Annotated in this window: 14 protein-coding genes; 5 read left to right on the forward strand and 9 right to left on the reverse strand. The window is 39.3% G+C overall.

The window, feature by feature from the left end:
* Positions 1-21: 21 nt before the first annotated feature.
* Together QRD02_RS09075 and QRD02_RS09080 are read right to left on the reverse strand one after the other, a co-directional pair.
* Positions 22-1,209: a pyridoxal phosphate-dependent aminotransferase gene (locus QRD02_RS09075; RefSeq protein WP_290254625.1), complete on the reverse strand. Its 1,188-nt coding sequence runs from the start codon at positions 1,207-1,209 to the stop codon at positions 22-24.
* Between the two features lie 5 nt (positions 1,210-1,214).
* Positions 1,215-2,315, reverse strand: a complete 1,101-nt coding sequence (locus QRD02_RS09080) for a fatty acid desaturase family protein (protein ID WP_290254626.1) — start codon at positions 2,313-2,315, stop codon at positions 1,215-1,217.
* Positions 2,316-2,441: 126 nt separating this feature from the next.
* Here QRD02_RS09080 and rsmG point away from each other — a divergent pair, with 126 nt between their 5' ends.
* Positions 2,442-3,071: a 16S rRNA (guanine(527)-N(7))-methyltransferase RsmG gene (gene rsmG, locus QRD02_RS09085; protein ID WP_290254627.1), complete on the forward strand. Its 630-nt coding sequence runs from the start codon at positions 2,442-2,444 to the stop codon at positions 3,069-3,071.
* Positions 3,072-3,105: 34 nt separating this feature from the next.
* Here the strand turns inward: rsmG and QRD02_RS09090 are convergent, their stop codons facing one another.
* The 3 genes from QRD02_RS09090 to QRD02_RS09100 form a co-directional block, all read right to left on the reverse strand.
* Positions 3,106-3,669 (reverse strand): NUDIX domain-containing protein, encoded by a 564-nt coding sequence (locus QRD02_RS09090; protein ID WP_290254628.1) that lies wholly within the window; start codon positions 3,667-3,669, stop codon positions 3,106-3,108.
* 81 nt (positions 3,670-3,750) lie between these two features.
* Entirely contained in the window at positions 3,751-5,448 is a 1,698-nt protein-coding gene (locus QRD02_RS09095) for a T9SS type A sorting domain-containing protein (RefSeq protein ID WP_290254629.1), read from the reverse strand.
* A 286-nt stretch (positions 5,449-5,734) separates the two neighbouring features.
* Positions 5,735-7,438 carry a T9SS type A sorting domain-containing protein gene (locus QRD02_RS09100; protein WP_290254630.1) on the reverse strand — a complete coding sequence of 568 codons (1,704 nt, stop codon included), beginning with the start codon at positions 7,436-7,438 and terminating at the stop codon, positions 5,735-5,737.
* A 295-nt stretch (positions 7,439-7,733) separates the two neighbouring features.
* Between QRD02_RS09100 and QRD02_RS09105 the strand changes: the two genes are divergently transcribed.
* Positions 7,734-8,471 (forward strand): T9SS type A sorting domain-containing protein, encoded by a 738-nt coding sequence (locus tag QRD02_RS09105; RefSeq protein WP_290254631.1) that lies wholly within the window; start codon positions 7,734-7,736, stop codon positions 8,469-8,471.
* Between the two features lie 75 nt (positions 8,472-8,546).
* Here the strand turns inward: QRD02_RS09105 and QRD02_RS09110 are convergent, their stop codons facing one another.
* Entirely contained in the window at positions 8,547-10,208 is a 1,662-nt protein-coding gene (locus QRD02_RS09110) for a DUF6029 family protein (RefSeq protein ID WP_290254632.1), read from the reverse strand.
* A 25-nt stretch (positions 10,209-10,233) separates the two neighbouring features.
* The gene (locus tag QRD02_RS09115) at positions 10,234-10,722 is read right to left on the reverse strand and encodes a TlpA family protein disulfide reductase (protein ID WP_290254633.1); all 489 of its coding nucleotides are present in this window, start codon (positions 10,720-10,722) and stop codon (positions 10,234-10,236) included.
* 164 nt (positions 10,723-10,886) lie between these two features.
* On the opposite strand from QRD02_RS09115, the gene QRD02_RS09120 reads away from it, so the two are divergent.
* The 3 genes from QRD02_RS09120 (at position 10,887) to QRD02_RS09130 (ending at position 13,675) form a co-directional block, all read left to right on the forward strand.
* A complete protein-coding gene (locus QRD02_RS09120) occupies positions 10,887-12,206 on the forward strand; it encodes an Omp28-related outer membrane protein (protein ID WP_290254634.1) in 1,320 nt (439 codons plus the stop codon).
* A gap of 105 nt (positions 12,207-12,311) precedes the next feature.
* The gene (locus QRD02_RS09125; protein ID WP_290254635.1) at positions 12,312-12,671 is read left to right on the forward strand and encodes a DUF8840 domain-containing protein; all 360 of its coding nucleotides are present in this window, start codon (positions 12,312-12,314) and stop codon (positions 12,669-12,671) included.
* Complete coding sequence (locus tag QRD02_RS09130) at positions 12,668-13,675, forward strand: FAD:protein FMN transferase (RefSeq protein ID WP_290254636.1); 1,008 nt, start codon at positions 12,668-12,670, stop codon at positions 13,673-13,675. The genes QRD02_RS09125 and QRD02_RS09130 overlap by 4 nt, the downstream gene beginning before the upstream one ends.
* Here QRD02_RS09130 and QRD02_RS09135 read toward each other — a convergent pair.
* Both QRD02_RS09135 and map read right to left on the reverse strand, forming a co-directional pair.
* A complete protein-coding gene (locus QRD02_RS09135) occupies positions 13,664-14,428 on the reverse strand; it encodes a class I SAM-dependent methyltransferase (protein ID WP_290254637.1) in 765 nt (254 codons plus the stop codon). The two genes, QRD02_RS09130 and QRD02_RS09135, sit on opposite strands and share 12 nt — an antisense overlap.
* Before the next feature lie 12 nt (positions 14,429-14,440).
* Positions 14,441-15,259, reverse strand: a complete 819-nt coding sequence (gene map, locus QRD02_RS09140) for a type I methionyl aminopeptidase (protein ID WP_290254638.1) — start codon at positions 15,257-15,259, stop codon at positions 14,441-14,443.

Consider the following 15,259-nt stretch of genomic DNA (forward strand, 5'->3'; position numbering starts at 1 on the left):
ATTTCAATGGTTGTGATATTATTATTTCAGAGCTTCCTTGATTCTGTGCATTGCCTCCGTAATTTCTTTTTCGGAAGCTGCGTAGGACAACCGGATGCAGTTTGCATCGCCAAATGCTTCTCCAGTAACGGTGGCCACTTTTGCTTCTTCCAAGAGATATAAAGAGAAATCGGAAGCGGTATTGATGTTTTTCCCGCGCAATGTTTTTCCGAAGAAATAGGAAATATCCGGGAACACATAAAATGCGCCTTCAGGATTATTTGTTTTGAAGCCTTCGATTTCAGAAAGAAGTTTCAAAATCAAACTTCTTCTTTCCTTAAAAGCATCAACCATAAATTTTATCTTGCTCGGAGGATTTTCTAAAGCAGTAATGGTGGCTCTTTGCGCAATACAGTTTGCTCCGCTGGTCACTTGGCCTTGCATTTTGTCGCATGCCCGCGCTATCCATTCTGGGCCGCCAATATAGCCAATGCGCCAACCAGTCATTGAAAAAGCTTTGGACACTCCGTTAACCACTACAGTGCGGTCATACATATCATCAAACTCGGCCATTGACGCATGGTTTCCGGTGAAGTTGATATGTTCGTAAATTTCGTCACTTATCACAATAATTTCCGGATATTTTACCAGTACATCTGCCAATTTCCTGAGTTCCGCACGGCTATACACTGAACCACTTGGGTTGCACGGGGAGCTGTATACAATCATCTTGGTTTTGGGAGTTATTGCTGCCTCAAGTGCCTGTGGAGTAACCTTAAAATCGGTTTCAATGGAGGTGGGAATTTCCTTTGGAACGCCGCCCGCAACTTTACTTTGGTCGGCATAACTAACCCAGTAGGGGGCTGGCAATAAAACTTCATCACCCTCATCTAAAAGAACCATCATTAAATTGGCCAAGGATTGTTTGGCACCAGTGGAAACGACAATTTGCGAAGGTTTGTACTCCAAATTATTGTCTCTCTTGAATTTTGTGATAATGGCCTTTTTTAAATCGCCATAACCATCAACAGGTGTGTAGGCGTGGTAGTTTTCTTCAATGGCAACAATGGCGGCTTGTTTCACATAATCTGGGATTGGAAAATCCGGTTCACCAAGGCTCAGGCCAATTATGTCAACTCCCTGTTCCTTTAATTCTCTTGTCTTGGCTGCCATTGCCAACGTGGCCGAGGTAGCCATCTCGTTCACGCGTTTTGAAAGTCTGTGGTCCATAATGTTTAAGCAATAACGGTAGGTTTTAGGCCCATTTCCTTAAGGTGCCGGAAATGTGCGACAATTGCCTGGCGCGTAGTTTTATATTCTTTGTAAGGTAAATTAAATTCTTTGGCAGTGCTTTTTAGAATTTTTGAAATATTCTTATAGTGAATGTGGCTGATGTTTGGGAAAATATGATGTTCCACTTGATGGTTAAGGCCGCCCGTGTACCAGTTCACAATTCTATTGTTGGTTGAAAAATTCATCGTTGTGAAAAGTTGATGTATTGCCCAAGTGTTTTTCATGGTTCCACTTTCATCCGGCAGCATTATTGCGGTATCTTCCACCACATGTGCAAGTTGAAAAACTATGCTTAAAATCAATCCGGCAACATAGTGCATAATGAAAAAACCCAATAGGATTTTCCACCAAACGATATTGAAAAAAAGAAGGGGAATCACAATCCAAAGTGATAAATAAATCAATTTAGTGATTACCAAAATACTCCATTGTGCAATAGGTTTGGGTAGTTTTCCATAGGAAAGTTTACGCGCCAAATATCTTTTTGTTTGAAAGAAATCAGTGGTCAGAACCCAATTGAAGGTTAAGAGCCCATAGAGAAAAACGCTATACCAATGTTGGAATTTATGGAATCTGTGCCATTTGGAATGTTGTGAAAAACGAAGAATTCTTCCCGCTTCCAAGTCTTCATCATGGCCGTGAATATTGGTATATGTGTGGTGCAGAACATTGTGCTGCACTTGCCAATTATAAACATTTCCGGCAAGAATATACATACTGCCGCCCATAATTTTATTCACCCATTTTTTGGAAGAATACGAGCCGTGGTTCGCATCGTGCATCACATTCATGCCCACACCGGCCATGCCAACGCCCATAACAATTGTGCAAAGCAATTGCACCCATCCGGGAAAATCAAGTGTCAATAATAAAAAATAGGGAGTAAGATAGATTGAAAACATAATTACTGTTTTCAGATGAAGTTTCCAATTGCCGGTACGGGCAATATTGTTTTCCTTGAAATATTCGTTAACACGTGTGTTTAGCGTTCTAAAAAATTTGGCACTGTCAACACGGGAGAAATTTAAACTTTTGTATGTCAAAATGGATTGTTTAACTGAGGATTTGTACTGTATGATTGACAAAAATAAATATCTTTTATCGAAATCAGAGATTTCAAAATCATAATTTTCGCAAAGATATCATACTTTTGCCTCCTAAATGTGATTATGGAACTGATATCCAAATATTTTACGCAACTTACTGACAATCAAAAAAATCAATTTGAAAAGTTGCAGGAACTCTACGAAGACTGGAATCTAAAAATAAATGTGGTTTCGCGAAAGGATATCGATGAACTTTATTTGCGGCACGTTTTGCATTCCCTCGGAATTTCAAAAATCCAGCCGTTTCTTGCAGGCTCAAAAATTTTGGATGTTGGAACGGGCGGGGGTTTTCCCGGAATTCCATTGGCCATTTTGTACCCAGATGTTCAATTTCATCTTGTGGACAGTATCGGAAAAAAAATTAAGGTCGTGGAGGAAGTCGTGGAGGGATTGAAGCTTCAGAACGTTAAAGCAACAAATGCCCGAGTGGAAAATGTTTCGGGCAATTATGACTTTATTGTTAGCCGCGCCGTGGCCCAAATGGAAACATTTGTACATTGGGTGGATGGCAAGATTGCCAAAAAAAGCGAGCACGAACGAAAAAATGGAATTCTATATTTGAAGGGTGGGAACCTTGCGGAAGAATTGAAAGTATATAAGAATGCAACTATTTTTCCGCTAAAGGATTATTTTGAAGAAGCATTTTTTGAAACGAAGAGTGTAGTGTATTTACCATTAAAATTCAAAGGTTGATTTTCCAACTTCGATTAAATTTCATTCAAGGAAATCATTTTTTTTGCTGTATCAAATACCATTGAAGCGCAACAATTGTTTTTGCGTCCTTAATTTTCAGGATTTCGGAAGGTATTTCCGAAACTGGAATTTTCAATAATCGAATATCTTCTTTTTCACCGGCGTTTCCTCCACCTATCCCTACTTTATCCTTTTCTGAAATTTCTGAGTAAAACAGGAAAATACGCTCTGTGGATGCTCCCGGGGAACTGTAGAAGGTATTTATGAGTTTTGGCTGGTTTATTTTATACCCTAACTCTTCCATCACTTCTCGTTCGGCACAATTTTCTGGACTCTCATTCTTATCGATGGAACCCGCGGGAATTTCGCACAACCATGGGTTGTGGGCCTTACAACCTGGATAACGAAACTGTTGGGTAAGAAGTACGCTTTGGGATTCTTTTTCTAACAGCAAAACAGCCACTGAATCCCCTCTTTCAAAGGCGAGTCTGTTGGCGGTGATCTTTTTTCCGCGGAATGTGTCATACGTTATTTTAGCTTTTACAATTTTGTAATGGTCGTCAAAAACTATTTTTTCCTCAGAAATGTTGTACTTCATAATTGAATTTTAATGAACTGGGTAAATAAAAAATAAAAACCCCGAACGAGCCGGGGTTTTACAATAATGCAAAATTATGGTTTATTGATTAATTACAAATCTTTTGGTTGTAACTAGATTGTCTTTTGAAATTTTCATAAAATATGTTCCAGACTGAAGTTGGGAAACATTTATTTGTGCGTCCATTGCAATATTATTCTGTGAAAGGATCAATTTGCCAAGTAAGTCATACACTTGAATACTTGCGTTTTCAGCATTTTTCACATTAATTGTTGACGATGCTGGATTGGGATAAACGCTGATATTTTCGAGTTGATTTTGGTTTACGCCCAACTGCCCATTACTTGAGAATGGAGATCTTTCACCGTTGCCGTAGTTACCGTTGGTGTGGTAAAGCACTGTTCCCTGATTATCGGTAAGTGTTATTTCGCCACCACCATTGCTGGAAGTATCCAATACTCTGAACTCGTAACAATCCAATGGTAAATCAAAGTTTTCGATTATAACTTGTGGATTGTTATTCGGATAGGGACCACCATTGTAAAGAGTGGTTCCGTTGGAATTATAAACATACCATCTAGTCTGTGCACCGAAGTTATCAATATGCAGTTCCATAGTAACATTCTTTGTTCCGGCTGGCGCTCTATCAAATGTTACTGTTGCACTATTGTTGGAATTATTGTCATCACTTGGTAAAATTATTTCCAATGTATTGTTTTCTTGTAATGCAAAAGGCGCCTCGGGAAGTTCGATTGTTTCACTGTGAAGCGATAGAATATTACCGGTCCAATTGTAGATATTTGAATCTCCGTTGATAACATATTCAATTGCCATGGAAGTTATTGGGTTTTGACCCAAATTTTGAACATTAATTTCCGGCGCTAAATTGGTTTTGCACGTTGCTGGAACTTCAGTAATGGATCTTATATTCGCGTCGTTAGCGTGTGTAAGTCCTGTATATGATGGATACGCTCTGTTGCCACTCGGGATTTCTTGATGTGTATTGGCAATGTATGCTACTACTTCCATATCGGCAAGTTCAGTGGGCACGTTATTATAAGCTGCAGGGATTGTATAGGTATAGGTGCGATCCACAAAAGTTCCTGCCGTGGTAGTATTGATTACCTCACCCCATTGGCCGGTAATCATTTCAACCAAACGGTGCATATGGACGTAATTATTTCCTTGACCACCGCCAGTTTGAGGACCTTTAGTATTATTCTGCAATAGGGCTACATTTAATAAATTTGTGGATTGAGGGCTATTGCCTGTGTAATAAGCCTCCACATGAACTGTTAGTACGCTGGTATTTACATCAATAGAGGCTTCAACGCCAACATTTACTACAGAGCCTATTGCCATTGTTTCATTAGAAGAAACGCTCCAATAGCTTCTAGACATTGCGGTACCGCCGCCGCTGGCCATGGAACGACCTGGAAACACGTGTCTATTCACAGTTCCCGATGGATAACCAAAACCACTTCCGGAATAAGACTGGCCAACAATTGCGTTTCCATAAGGAGTTCTAAAATCTGGTTCATTACCGCTTGGAACGGCATAACCTCCTTGATGGATATTTATGAGTGATACTCTATCGGGATTGGCATCTTGGATAGCTTTTGCAATTGCATGGCCATCTGGACAATATTGACAGTGGATTCCTGTAAATTCCTCAAGGACTACATTTTGGTCTTGTGGGGAGGTTGAAACTATTGTTTGCCCATAGGTAGCAAATGCAAGTAATGCTGCAACCAAGCTGAGGGGTAGTTTTTTAAACATAACTTTTGGATTAAGAGTGGTATAAATAAATAAGATTAGTTACAAATGTAGTTTTTTATGCTAGAATATAACAACTTCATAGTCAGTTTTTAAGATTTCGAATGTTAAATTTCGCAGGCATATTCGAAAATCATTGGTTAAGTTTCTAGGACTTTCAACGGTAAAAATTATTGAAATTGGATTTGCCAATTTAATCAATTTTGAATGAAAATTTATTTTCGACGTTTTGTGTTGAGCCAAAAAAACCCCGATTGGTCGGGGTTCTTTTTATATCTGATTGATAGGTTTAATTTGAAATAATGAAGCGTCTTGTGGTTACAAGATTATCCTTAGAAATTTTCATGAAATATGTTCCAGATTGCAATTGAGTTACATTTATTTCGGCATTTAAACCAATATTATTCTGGGAAAGAATCATTTTTCCAACGATGTCAAACACTTGTAAATTCGCATTTTCAGCGTTAATGACATTTAAAATTGTCCTTGCAGGATTTGGATAAAGTACCACTTCTTCTAGCTGTGCTTGTTCCACGCCCAATACAAAACCATCAGTGGAGAATTTCACAGAATCGCCACATCCGAATGCTCCATTGGTTTGAAAAATTACAGTATTGTTTGGATCTGTATCTGTCAAGGTAACCGGTCCGCCTCCGTCACCATAGGTATCATTTATATTAAAAGTATAGCAGTTGGAAGGCAGCGTAAATGTTTCGTTGATAGTTTGATTATTTCCATAAGGCCCGCCACTATAAATTATGTTTCCATCAAAATCGGTCACGTTCCATCGGCATTCACTTCCATATTGATCGGTCTGCAATACCATGTTTACAGTTGTGGTTGCATCATATGCTTTGTCAAAAGTGGCACTGGCGGAATTGTTGGAATTGTCATCATCATTCGCCGTTGTGACCGTAAGTGTATTATTTGCCTGAATATCAAAGCGAACCCCTGGTAAAGTAATGGTTTCGTAATTCATAGATGTAAGATTTCCATTCCAATTATAAGTTGTTGGAGAACCACCATTAATTGAATATTCAATGGCTAAGGAAGTAATTGTATTTTGCCCTAAATTTTGAATATTCACCTCAGGGCTAAGATAGTTTGCGCAAGGGTCTTCAATTTCGACTAAATATCTAACATTGGCATCATTCGAATGTGTGAAATTGGTGAAGGTTGGATAAGTACGATTACCCGAATAAATTTCTTGGTGGGTTTCGGTCATAAAGGCAACAACTTCAAGGTCGGCAAGTTCAACCGGAACGTTGTTATAGTTGGCAGGTATTGGATATGTATATGTCCTGTCCACAAAAGTTCCAGAGGTAGTTGTGGTTATTTCTTCTCCCCATTGGCCAGTTACCATTTCCACCAAACGGTGCATATGTACATATTGATCGCATAAATTGCCGCCGGTTTGTGGACCTTTGGTGTTGTTTTGTAACAGAGCCACGTTCAACATATTGGTGCCTTGCGAACTGCTGCTTGTGTAATAAGCCTCAACGTGGATGGTTAAAACATTTGTCTGAACATCAATTTCTGCTTCCACTGCCACATTTACGGGGGAAGGTTTTGCAAGGGTTTCGGTAGCGGAAATTGTCCAATAATTTCGCCCCATAGCGGTCCCTCCGCCACTAGCCATTGAGCGTCCGGGGAAAACATGACGGTTCACCGTTCCCGATGGATAACCAAATCCCGATCCTGAGTAGGATTGAGCAACTATTGCATTTCCATACGGTGTTCTGAAATCCGGCTCTCCTGGTCCGGGAGTAGAGAAGCCGCCTTGATGAATATTGATCAAGGATACTCTATCTGGATTGGCATTTTGAATGGCACTTGCAATAACGTGACCTTGCGGACAAAAAACACAATGAATGCCCGTAAATTCTTCCAGAACTACATTTTGGTCCTGGGGGGAGGTTGATACAATTGTTTGCGCATAAGTGGCACAAGCGAAAAATGCAACAACCAAACTGAGAGGTAGTTTTCTATTCATTTTTATAAATTTAGAGTTTGAAAAAAATTGACTATAATAACAAATTTACTTTAATATGAATTAAGTTCAACCTGAATTCCGTAATAATCTGAAAGTATTAATGTTAAAATAAGCAGATATTGCCAACCAAACAAACTTAAATCCCTAATGAAGTAAAGAAAAATACATTTTTATTGCCAAATGTTAAATAACTGAAATTGAAAGTGTAAAGAAGTTATTTTTTTTATTTTATGTTTACTTTTGTTTAAATCTTATAAATAACAGACAATTACTTAACTTTAAAAATCTACAAAAAATGAAACTTAAATTACTTTTTCTAACAATTTTGGGCTCGGTGTCCATCGCTAATGCGCAGTATACCGTGAGGGATATAAATGGTGTTGAACTTAAGAATGGGGACATATTGGAATTTACAGAATTTGGATACGGAACATCTGCTAATTATGAATTTTTTGTAACAAATGACAATCCTTCAGAGGAGATTCATACACGTATCGAATACATAGGTGCCGTTAATACAGATGGTTCTATGTTGGAAATTTGTTATGCAAATCAGTGCTATATAGGTTTTACACCTGGAGCTACCATACCAACTGCTCCCGAAGTATTTACAATTGCTGTAGGTGAAACTACGGGTGAAGGTAACCACTTCTTAAACGGTGATGGAGGTAATGGTGTAGATATTATTGAATATACCTGTGCCTTCCACCAATATGAAGCGGATGGTGTTACTGAAATAGGAACTCCATTAACCTTTACCTATCGTTACAACCCTGGATTAATTGGGGTAAATGAAAATAGTAAAGTGAACTTAACTATTCAATCCACTCTTATTTCGAATGAAATGGTTTTGAATGTAAAGGAACCTGTAAGTATGTTGGTTTATAACTTACAAGGCGGTGTTGTTAAACAGGCACGTTTTGAAGCGGGAGTGCAAACAGTTAATATGTCTGATCTAAGTGCACAAACCTATATTGTGAAATTCAACAATGAAAAGGGCGCTACGCAAACAACTAAAATTATTGTTCAGTAAAACTATACTAATTATATTTCATAAAAATGCCCCGAAATTATTCGGGGCATTTTTCATTTAATGAATATTTCTTTTTTAGAATGTTACCACAAGATTGGCTGTAAGACCGGTGTTTTCCGGTACAAATCGGCAAACTCCTCCCACACATATTAATCCTCCTCTTTGACGTCCATAGTTTACGGCAAAACGAGCCGGCCCTTTGGTATAACTACCTCCAAAATTGTAGTAGTGAATTTCCCCTTCTCCCTCATAATTCCAAGCATCAGCGACGTATAATGTAAAAGCAGGGCTAAAATTATATTCAAGTACTCCCGCCACCCAATTTTTTCTGTCTACATTCTTTCGGCTTTTATCAATCCAAAGGTGTTGCAATTCCATACGTAAGGCTTTACCACCTTCAAATTTGCGTATGCCTTCAATTACCGCAATCTGCGCCCGAATATCGCCTTGCGTGCCCAATGGACCCCCGTCGGTAATTCCTTTGTCTATAATTACATCTTGATAAGTAGCAATGGAGCTCCATTTTGACGACCAACGGTTTTTAACTTCAATGTTTAAATCGCGAAAATATCGAGGGCCGTCGCCTATAAATTTGGGATCGTATGTTTGGTCTTCAAAATTAAAGGTAGTTTCTAAACCGGCCCAATAGGAAAGGTTACCTGCTAGTTTGGTACCCACTTTTCCGAAAAATGATTCCCTGTCAAATGAGTAGTAAACATCAACTTGGCCACCCACCTCTCCGGCTCTTTGTTCCGTATCGCTAAAAAGCAAACGCGGTTGGGCATTATATACATATATATTGGAAAGTAAATAGTCGTGCTGCTTGGTAAGAGCTGGAACGTAGTTTACAATTTGTTCATTATAAAGATTTCCTTCGGCGTAACGGTCGGCGTAAAAACTGAAATTTTCAAGTCGGCGAAATGTTGAGTTGATTCCCAATCCTTTTTGTGCATATCCTAAGTTTACTTGTAGTGCGGTACCGTCAAATAATTGAGGTGATTCTACTTCGCCTTCATTTATAATTACGTCCGGATCTTTGGTGATTGCCTCAACGCCTCCGTAAAAATTATTTGCTACAAAATCCAATCTACCTCCAAAGGCATTAATATTCGCGGGAATAGAATCATTTGCCCCATTTGACTGGTAACGGCCAACATAACTTGCGCCCAATTTCAAGTCAACCGCATCAATATTCAAAAGGCCGCTGAGATTGGCATTAGCATCAAGCCCCTGCATAACGCCTTCTGAAACATCAAATCCATTTCTGATTTGGCCATACACTCCTGTTAAGCCTAAATTTTCAATAGGGGTGAATTTAACACGAAGCCCTTTCATCGCGTTATTTATCCCCAATTGGCGATCTTCCCAGGATCGGAGGATTAGGCCGCTGCCGAATTGCTCATAAAAATAACCCCCTGTAATATCCAGCGATTCATTTTTAAAATTTAAATAATATGTGCCAATTCCATTTTGCCCATCCCAAGTTGGTGAATATCCTAAAAGTGCGGTCGGAAGGTACGATTCATATTGAACGCCGGCAGTGAATTTTCCCAATGAATAATTGAACTGTACATAATTATTGGATCTGAAACGGTCCTCTGGGGCGTCAAAACCAATTTTTTCGTCGGGCATAAGCCATTGCGAGTTGGATTCGAGACCACCAAAAAAGTAGCCATTCTCTTGCGAAAAAGATATGGCGCCCACGAATAAAAAGGCTCCAAGTATAAGTTTTTTCATTATTATGATTTGGTTGGTGAATGAATTAATTGGCTACTGAAAATTCCTTTATTTTTTCATAAAGTTCCAATTCCGCGCCGGGGCTATATCCAGAATGCCTATAAACAATCTGATTGTTTTTTACCAAAAGAGTCAAAGGTACTGTGGCAGCACCCACGGCACGTTTAAAATCATTATTGGTATCCAAAAGTACCGTATAATCCCATCCTTTCCCATTAACCATTGGCTTAACGCGCTGAACTCCGCGACTGTCGTCAATTGAAATAGCGTAAAGTTTTACATTGGTTTCTGCCTGCCAATCAGGATAAATTTCACTAATGGCATCCAATTCTTTAATACAGGGAACGCACCAAGTGGCCCAAAGTGAAATCACAATCACATTGTCATCCGTTGAAAGATCATTGGAATTGATAGGAGCGCCATCAAGGGTGGTCATGTCCACTTTTGGTAAATCATTTTGCGCAACGGCACTGAAAGTAACCAGTGCAAGAAGAAAGGGGATAATTCTTTTCATTCAAAATTTTTTTAGAATTAATTAAAGTATTCGCAATATTAAGTTATTTTTAATAAATACTTAGATTTGAATTGCCGAAAGTTATGGATTTAACATTCCAAAATCTGAACTTATTTTGTAAATACGTTATATTAGCCCACTTTATTATTTAACAAACTGATATTATGCAACTATCTCCCTATTTAAAAGCATTTTTACTCTTTGCCTGTATTGCCCTTATTGGTTGCAGCAAAAAAGAAGATCCCCTAGGTGCGCCCACAGAAAATTTGGCAATCACACTTTCAAGTGACGCCGGAACAAACGAATTGGAAGTTTTATCAATAAACCAAACGGTGAATTTTACCGTTATGGGCAATGATGGGGAAAACTATACATCCTCCGCGAAATTGTATGTGAATGATGCCGAAGTTCAAGGTTCATCGTATACTTTTTCTGCAGCGGGCACTTATACCGTTAAAGCGCTTTTTGAAAGTGTGGCAAGTAATGTATTGAATTTTGAAGTGATTGCAGAAACTGAACGCGCGCTTACTATAGATGTTTTACGTGCTATGAACAATCAAACCATTACTTTCGGTTTATTGGATTCTGACGGCAACAACACAGCGACTGATGCTACTTTTTATGTAAATGGTTCGGCAATATCAGGGTTTACTTATTCTTCCGGTACGGAAGCCAATTATGAAGTTTACGCCGAATATGTGATCAACGGGGAAACTTTTACCACTCCCGTAAAAACCTTTTCAGTATATGTTCCAAAAAGAAACGTAGTAATTGAAGATTACACCGGCACCTGGTGCGGCTATTGTTTGAAGGCATTAGTGGCGATTGATTCGGTAAAGGCCTTAACCGAACATGTGTCCATTGTAGCCATTCATGAAAGTTCAATAGGGCCACCGGATCCCATGGATTTTGCACAGATTGATGATCTTCAAGCAGAATTTGACGTGCCGGACAGCTTTCCGCAAACACAATTAAACAGAACCGTAAAATGGAATGCTACCCCGCCAAGTTCCCTAATTTATGACTATGATGTCGTTACTAGCATTGCCGGGCAGGAAACTGATAATTCCGTTTCAATAAGTTCCCAAATTAGTGGTGCTACGCTTTCTGTTGATGCTAAAGTAATTTATAGAAATGGATCCGAACCCGGCGATAAACTGGTAGTATACTTATTGGAAAGCGGAATAATCGCAGATCAAGTAAATTATTTCAATTCTAATCCGGCCAGTCCCTATTTTGGAATGGGCAATCCCATTGTCGATTTTGTACACGATGATGCCTTGCGAAATTCCCTTTCCGGCCTCTTTGGCGATCCTATTCCCGAAACTGCTGCCTTTCAGGAATACAAAAAAACATATACATTCACAGTTCCGTCAGAATACAATATTAACAACTTAAGTTTTGTGGTAATGGTTGTAAAAGCTGATAACAGCGCAAAAAATTCTCAACACGCGGAGTTGGGCGAAAACAAAATATATAATTAAAATTTCATTCATAATTAATTAAAACCCATTTTGAAATTATGTCAGAATGGGTTTTTTCATGGTACGATTACTTTAAGTCGAATTATTTGTAATTTTGAATTTATTATGGGCGAAAAACTTACGAAACAGGAACTTCACAACCTCGCAATGAATATTGTTGGCAAACAACTTGAAGCCGAAGGCTATGAATTTTTGGGGGTAAATTCAAAATTGAAAAGAGATCCTCAGTTCGTCGCGCTGAAAAATAAAATACTCCACTTTATAATTGTCCGCGCCGTTTCTTTTCCGCAGGATGCACACGCTTACGATCCCGTTTTGATGCAGACCATTAAGGAACACGCCGCAAAATTTGAAGCCAAAACTTTCTATGCCGGCGTTGGCCTGGGCCACGGAAGCGATTACGGAAAACCGGTTTTGAAGGATGAAGATTACACCATGGTTTATAAAGGTTTACAGGAAATATGAAAAAACTTATTTTAATACCCGTGCTGCTACTCTTCATTTTCTGTGAAGAAAAACAGGAAAAACCCATCTTTTTAAAGGGGGAAGCTTTTGGAACCACCTATAACATCCAGCTTTATTCGGAAAATAATATCGATTTTAAAAGAGGCTTGGACTCTGTTATTGATGCAGTCAACCATTCCGTGAGCACCTATATTCCCGAGAGCGATATCTCAAAGATAAACCGCGGCGATTCCACCGTTGTTGTTGATTCCATATTTCGGGAAGTGTTTGAAATTTCTTCCGTAGTAAACAAAAAAACCGCCGGCTATTTTGATCCGACAATCGGGGTACTGCGAAATGCCTATGGTTTTGGCGACGTAAAACCGTTAAAGAATATTGACAGCACAACCTTGGATTCTTTAATGAAATTTGTGGGTTTCCAAAAAGTGAAAATTAATGCCGATGGCACTGTTTCAAAAGATTTTCCGCAGATATATTTCGATTTTAATGCGGTGGCAAAAGGCTTCGGAATAGATTGTCTCGGCCGCTATTTGGAATCAAAGGGTGTTGAAAATTATTTGATTGAGTTGGGCGGCGAAATTCTCACAAGGGGTGAAAATCTTGATAAAAAGCAAAAATGGGTAGTGGGCATTGAAGCCGTAGATTCAGAACTTGAAGACAGAAGTTATGAAACGACCGTTGCCTTAAAAAATGAAGGGATGGCCTCTTCGGGCAATTATAGAAAATTTCGGATTGATTCCCTTACGGGGAAAAAATTCGTGCACACATTGAATCCATTAACCGGATCGGCACAAATGAGCGACGTGACAAGTTCAACAGTAATCGCCCCTACTTGCGCCGTAGCTGACGCATACGCAACTTCATTTATGGCATTGGGTTTGGAAAAGTCGAAGGAATTACTGAAAAATCTTCCAAAGGTTGATGCCTATTTAACCTTCAATGATTCTTTAAATAACCACCAAGTTTTTATGACCGAAGGATTTAGAAACCGTTTAGGAAACTAGTTTTTTACAAACGGGAATCAATTCACCTTTTGGCAATCTGTATTTTTCAACTTCTTCCGAAGAAAGGCTTTTTGTGTAATCTACGGCATCAACCCTAAAACCAACACTTTCAAGTTTGGTAAAATAATCCATTCCGTAAACCCGAACGTGATCGTATTGCCCAAATATTTTGGCGCGCTCCTTCGGGTCGGTTATGGTGTTATCCTCAAAAGTATTTGCGAGATCGGCTTTATACGGCACTTGAAGAATTGCCGTGCCGCCGGGCGCCAGCACGCGATAAATTTCCTGCATCGCTTTGGTATCGTCGGGAATATGCTCCAAAACGTGATTGCCGATTATAAAATCGAATTCATTATTTTGAAATGGCAGCTTGCAGATATCGGCTTTCACATCGGCAATGGGCGAATTCAAATCGGTTGTAGTATAATCCAGATTATTCATTTTTCTGAATTTTGTATAAAACGCCTGCTCGGGGGCGAAATGCAATACCTTCAACTTTTTGGTAAAGAAATCTGTTTCGTTTTTCAAATAAAGCCAAAATAACCGGTGCCTTTCCAGCGACAGCGTTCCCGGGGAAAGTACGTTTTCGCGAACATTTTCATAGCCGTAGGGCAGAAATTTTCTATAGGATTTCCCGTCAATGGGATCGGTATATTTATTTCCCTTCAGAAAGAATGCGAGGATAGGTCTACCAATGATGCTCAATCTAATAAGCAACGGCCGCGGAATAGTATTTAGAAGTTTTTTGAACAAAATTTTGAATTCTTACAGCACGAATTCCTTCTCGCGAAACTCGTTTTCTTCGTCACTAACAATTCCCAATGCGTCATAAATATATGCGAAGGTCGAAAGCAGCTCGGGTTTTCCGTTTAGCAGCGCAATGTTGTGCTCAAAGTGGGCGCTAGGCTGCCCATCTTGGGTAACAATAGTCCAACCATCCTTCAACTGTTTTACTTTGTGCGTGCCCATATTTATCATCGGTTCCAGGGCAATAGTCATTCCTTCGATGAATTTTTTGCCTCTTCCGCGACGGCCGTAATTTGGCATTTCGGGATCCTCGTGCATTTTCCGTCCTAAGCCGTGGCCCACCAATTCCCGAACAACACCATAACCCTGCGCTTCACAATAATCTTGAATCGCAAAACCCACATCGCCCACACGGTTGCCGGCTTTAAACTCGCGGATACCGATGTAAAGCGATTCTTTGGTAATTTTCAATAGTTTTTTTATTTCGGAAGATACTTCGCCAACTTCAAAAGTATAGGCGTGGTCGCCGTAAAATCCGTTTTTAATGGCGCCACAATCGATAGCTACAATATCGCCCTCCTTTAAAGGAACATCTGTTGGCAAGCCGTGAACCACCGCATCATTTATACTTGTAAGCAATGTTGAAGGGCAATCATACAAACCCAAAAACCCCGGAATTGCATCTTGGCTGCGAATATATTCCTCAGCCATTTTATTGAGTTTATTGGTCGTAACCCCAGGTTTCACCTCTTTTGCCAGCATTCCTAAGGTTCGCGAAACTACCAAAGCGCTTTGGCGCATCAGTTCAATTTCATCTCTTGTTTTTTGAATTATCAT

The organism is Aequorivita aurantiaca, assembly GCF_030410135.1.
Taxonomy (GTDB): domain Bacteria; phylum Bacteroidota; class Bacteroidia; order Flavobacteriales; family Flavobacteriaceae; genus Aequorivita; species Aequorivita aurantiaca.

What these genes read in the sequence shown, in the direction of transcription:
- QRD02_RS09105 (WP_290254631.1), top strand. Translation starts at nt 7,734, where the DNA reads ATGAAACTTAAATTACTTTTTCTAACAATTTTGGGCTCGGTGTCCATC.
- QRD02_RS09090 (WP_290254628.1), bottom strand. Translation starts at nt 3,669, where the DNA reads ATGAAGTACAACATTTCTGAGGAAAAAATAGTTTTTGACGACCATTAC.
- QRD02_RS09110 (WP_290254632.1), bottom strand. Translation starts at nt 10,208, where the DNA reads ATGAAAAAACTTATACTTGGAGCCTTTTTATTCGTGGGCGCCATATCT.
- QRD02_RS09095 (WP_290254629.1), bottom strand. Translation starts at nt 5,448, where the DNA reads ATGTTTAAAAAACTACCCCTCAGCTTGGTTGCAGCATTACTTGCATTT.
- QRD02_RS09125 (WP_290254635.1), top strand. Translation starts at nt 12,312, where the DNA reads ATGGGCGAAAAACTTACGAAACAGGAACTTCACAACCTCGCAATGAAT.
- QRD02_RS09100 (WP_290254630.1), bottom strand. Translation starts at nt 7,438, where the DNA reads ATGAATAGAAAACTACCTCTCAGTTTGGTTGTTGCATTTTTCGCTTGT.
- map (WP_290254638.1), bottom strand. Translation starts at nt 15,259, where the DNA reads ATGATAATTCAAAAAACAAGAGATGAAATTGAACTGATGCGCCAAAGC.
- QRD02_RS09115 (WP_290254633.1), bottom strand. Translation starts at nt 10,722, where the DNA reads ATGAAAAGAATTATCCCCTTTCTTCTTGCACTGGTTACTTTCAGTGCC.
- QRD02_RS09075 (WP_290254625.1), bottom strand. Translation starts at nt 1,209, where the DNA reads ATGGACCACAGACTTTCAAAACGCGTGAACGAGATGGCTACCTCGGCC.
- QRD02_RS09130 (WP_290254636.1), top strand. Translation starts at nt 12,668, where the DNA reads ATGAAAAAACTTATTTTAATACCCGTGCTGCTACTCTTCATTTTCTGT.
- rsmG (WP_290254627.1), top strand. Translation starts at nt 2,442, where the DNA reads ATGGAACTGATATCCAAATATTTTACGCAACTTACTGACAATCAAAAA.
- QRD02_RS09120 (WP_290254634.1), top strand. Translation starts at nt 10,887, where the DNA reads ATGCAACTATCTCCCTATTTAAAAGCATTTTTACTCTTTGCCTGTATT.